Source organism: Patescibacteria group bacterium, assembly GCA_038063375.1.
Lineage (GTDB): Bacteria > Patescibacteriota > Minisyncoccia > Phycocordibacterales > JANLHH01 > JANLHH01.
Genome location: JBBTVG010000017.1, coordinates 3,651 through 7,868 on the forward strand (window position 1 = coordinate 3,651; position 4,218 = coordinate 7,868).

General features: G+C 47.3%; 4 protein-coding genes. All 4 read right to left on the reverse strand.

The window, feature by feature from the left end; genetic code table 11:
* A partial coding sequence (rny, locus tag AAB523_02290; protein ID MEK7556095.1) for a ribonuclease Y occupies nt 1-1,529 on the reverse strand: 1,529 nt, incomplete at its 3' end.
* Nucleotides 1,530-1,952: 423 nt separating this feature from the next.
* Complete coding sequence (clpP, locus tag AAB523_02295; protein ID MEK7556096.1) at nt 1,953-2,540, reverse strand: ATP-dependent Clp endopeptidase proteolytic subunit ClpP; 588 nt, start codon at nt 2,538-2,540, stop codon at nt 1,953-1,955.
* A gap of 81 nt (nt 2,541-2,621) precedes the next feature.
* A complete protein-coding gene (locus AAB523_02300) occupies nt 2,622-3,704 on the reverse strand; it encodes a trigger factor (GenBank protein MEK7556097.1) in 1,083 nt (360 codons plus the stop codon).
* 93 nt (nt 3,705-3,797) lie between these two features.
* A partial coding sequence (locus AAB523_02305; protein MEK7556098.1) for a hypothetical protein occupies nt 3,798-4,218 on the reverse strand: 421 nt, incomplete at its 5' end.

Consider the following 4,218-nt stretch of genomic DNA (forward strand, 5'->3'; position numbering starts at 1 on the left):
TACCGGGCGTATTCTATCACTTTTGTCTCCCGTATCACGTTCACTTTAATCTCACCCGGATATTTAAGCTCCCGTTCAATACGCTTGGCGATATCCCGCGCCATCGTTTGCGCCTCAAAGTCGGATGTTTCTTTAGGAGAAACGAATATGCGTATTTCCCTGCCCGCCTGCAGTGCAAACGACTTTTCAACGCCTGCGAAAGAATCGGCGATCGCTTCAAGGTCTTTCAAGCGTTTTAGATAATTCTCTACCGTATCGCGCCGCGCACCAGGCCTGCCGCCGGAAATGGCGTCGGCAACCTGCACAATAACAGACTCCAGTGTTTCGTAAGGATACTCTTCGTGATGCGATTGCATCGCCTTCACAATTGCTTCATTCGCGCCAAATTTTTGTAGAATACGCCGTCCGATCTCCACATGAGTCCCCTGTACTTCATGGTCAACCGCTTTTCCGATATCATGGAGCAACGCCCCCGCTCGCGCGATATGCACGTCGGCACCAAGCTCCTCGGCGAGCATTCCGGAAATATGCGCCATTTCAATGGAGTGTTGCAACACATTCTGTCCATAGCTCGTCCTAAAATGAAGCCTCCCCAATATAGCGACGATACGCGGATCAAGATTAAAGACGCTACATTCATACACCGCCTCTTCGCCTTTCTCTTTGATGATCTTATTGATATCTTCACGCGCCTTCAGAACGGCCTCTTCTATTTTTGCCGGCTGAATTCTCCCGTCCAGTATGAGGTTTTCTAGCGCCACTCGCGCTATCTGTCTGCGGATCGGGTCAAAAGAAGATATGGTGATCACACCGGGCGTATCATCAACAATCACGTCAACGCCGGCCGCTCGTTCAAACGCGCGTATGTTGCGCCCTTCCTTTCCGATAATTTTGCCCTTAATGTCATCGGAAGGCAAAGGAACGGATGTCGCCATTACTTCTGACGCCGTGGAGTTCGCAAGCCGTTGAATGCTCATGGACAAAATATCCTTCGCTTTCCTGTCCAGCACTTCCCGGTTGGCGGTCTCAAGCTTTTGCGTGCGCACCAAAAGATCTTCCTCGTACATTTGTTTTATATCCTTGAGCAATTCTTCTTTCGCCTCTTCTCGCGAAAGCTTGGCGATGCGCTCCAGCTCTTCTCGCTTCTTGTGTTCCGATTCCAGAACGCGGTCTTTTATTTCTTTCACCTCGGCGATCTTCTTCTTTATGTCTTCCGCTTGTTTATCAATATCAAGCTGACGGTTGTCCAGCATGTCTTCTTTCTTGATAAAGCGCTCTTCTGTTTTCTTGGATTGCGCTTCCCGCTCTTTTTCCTCCTGATGTATCTTGTTGAGAGTCTCTTTCGCCTTCGTATCGGCTTCTTCAACGATGCGTTGCGCTTCTTCTTTGGCGGCAAGCGTCATTTGCTTGATTTGCAGTTCCATGGAACCGCGTTGCCCCAAAGAGATGATCCACCGCAAAAAGTACCCGAACGCGATACCCAAAAGACCCGCTACTCCGGATAACAGTAATACTATTTTTAAGTCCATAAGCGATTGTGTTCGCTTGAGGCCTGTTTGCGATATGGATTACTCGCATGGTGCGTAGCGACAAGAAATATCATCCGGGCCGCGCGTCATGTTGGTAATTAAACGTTATGAGATACGTTGAAAAGTGTTTGCGTGAAAAGTAAAGTTTCTGAGCATGTGGGAATTTCGTTGTATGTGCATAACATAGATAAGTAACAGTGCCTTGAAGCGAAGTATATTTTCTACCTCACCGTGACCGCCGTCATTTTCAGCGCTTCAGAGTGAGTTTTTTGCAATTAATAAATGACAAAATCATAATATCAGACCTTTGATGACTTGTCTAACTGCCCCACAATTGGACCCGAACGGGTCATTCCACCGCAAAAACACCACACTTGGAAGTGTGGTGTTTTTGCGGTGGAGGAAAACGAGCTCCTCTCCGGGCTATTTGGCTTTCTTTTCCTTCATTATTTCATCAATAATGCCATATTTCTTTCCTTCTTCCGCTGACATATAGAAATCCCGCTCAACGTCCTTTTCAATCTTCGCAAGCGCCTGGCCGGTGTTTTTCGCAAGAAGCTTATTGAGGTTCGCCCTTGTTTTCAGAATGTGCTCCGCGGTGATGGCGATATCGCTTGCCTGACCTTCAACGCCGCCAAGCGGCTGGTGAATCATGATCTCCGCGTTGGGGAGCGCAAAGCGTTTTCCTTTCGCACCCGCAGATAAGAGGAGCGCGCCTCCTGAAGCGGCAACACCAATGCAGATCGTGCTTACATCGGGCCTGATGTGGTTCATGGTATCAATCATCGCAAGGGTGGAAGTGACCGAACCACCGGGAGAATTGATATACAGATGGATATCTTTCTTGGGATCTTCCGATTCCAAAAAGATGAGCTGGGCAATGATGTTGTTTGCCGTGTGGTCATCAATGACGCCACCCATGAAAACAATGCGCTCTTTCAAGAGGCGGGAATAAATATCATATGCTCGTTCGCCAAATTGGCTCTTTTCTATAACGGTTGGTATTAACATAGAGTTTATGCATTACGAATTACGATGTAAGAATACTATAACAAAAATATCCGGAAAACAATATCGGACATGTCATCCTTCTCACGCGCTACCCTCTTTCTCCAAAAACTTGAATACCGCTTCATTGGTGAGCACAGTCGCCACATAATCACGTGCGCGCTCTGGACTTGCGTCTTTGTAGTATTCCACAAGTTTTTTTACTTCCTTCTCTATTTCCTCTTCAGGAACGGTTATTTTTTCTTCCGTCGCGATCTTGTGCAGTATCAGTTGAGCTTTGGCGCGCGCTCTCGCATCGGGGAGCCATTCTTTGCGCAAATCATCCTTTGTTTTCTTGATGTACTTGAGATATTCATCAAACTTAAGGCCCATGCGCGCGATGTCACCCTGAAATTGCGCCATCATCTTGTCCAATTCACTCTCTACGATCACCGCCGGAAGTGCGATATCCGACCCCGCAATCACTTTTTCAATGATGACCATGCGCTTTTTCTGCGCCGCTTTCGTTTCTTTTTCCTTGAGCATGTTCTCATGGAGCTTCGCTTTAAAATCCTCCACGCCCTTAAAATCGCCGAGTGTTTTCACGAATTCATCATTCAATTCGGGAAGGGCGGGTTTTTTGCTTTCGTCTCCCTCCTCCTTGGATGCATTGACCGGGTTCCGAGCTTTCTCTTGCTCGTTACCGGTGATGACGTGCGCGCGTTGCTTTCTGATATCGGCGATAGCCTCTTCCATTTCTTTTTCTTCAAGTTTTATTTCTTCTTTTTTTGCCATCTCTTCTCGCGCCGCCGCCTTATAATCAGAAAGTTTCACCTCCGGCATGACTGCCGTTTTGATACTGAAACCAAGCGAAGACCCTTTGGCAATCTTTGTGATATTCACCTCCGGTCTGCCGATGGCGTCAATCTTATGCTCCATAAGAATCTTCGGGTATGCGTGTGAAATAGCCGTCTCCGCCATCTCCTCAAGAATAGGCATTTCACCGATCTTCTGCACCAAGATCTTTTCCGGCACATTCCCTTTACGGAATCCCGGCATCTCAATATTAACAGAAAGCCTCCGCACCACTTGGTCGCGGTATTGCTCAAATTCTTCCGCAGGGATCTCCGCTTTGATCTCCACCTCCGCATTTTCCAGTGATTTTACCTCTACATTTACTGCTGACATAATGTTTCCCAGTGTAACGCATTATGCATAAACGGTCAAAAAACACCCCGTGTGAGGTGTTTTTTGAAGAAAAATCTCTTTGAAGAGAGGTTTTTATGGATTGAGTTGTGCCTCTATGCTTCCGACCTCCGCGTCAAGTCCGTTCAAAACCGTCGCGCTAAGATCAGCTTCAATGTCCGCCACAGAATCAGAGGTTCCCTGTGTTTTAAGCGCATTCAACGATTCGTCCGCTTGCCCCGCTACTTTTTCTGCCGTCATGCTGTCTGCCGTATTTTCTTGAGGCGCAACGTTGTTCACTTTCTGACCCCAAAAATAGAGGCCGCCGAGTATGATCACCACAACAATGATAATGATACCGATCAAGGGACCGACATGTTTTTTCTCTTCAGGAACATTGGAGAGTGGCACACCCATTTCCGGGGGCTGTCCTCCGGCGACGTTCATTCCCTGGTTTTGGTTCTGTTGTTCTTGGTCCATGGTTTTTATTTTTCTTGCCTTACTGATAATTTTTATT

What these genes read in the sequence shown, in the direction of transcription:
- clpP (MEK7556096.1), bottom strand. Translation starts at nt 2,540, where the DNA reads ATGTTAATACCAACCGTTATAGAAAAGAGCCAATTTGGCGAACGAGCA.
- AAB523_02300 (MEK7556097.1), bottom strand. Translation starts at nt 3,704, where the DNA reads ATGTCAGCAGTAAATGTAGAGGTAAAATCACTGGAAAATGCGGAGGTG.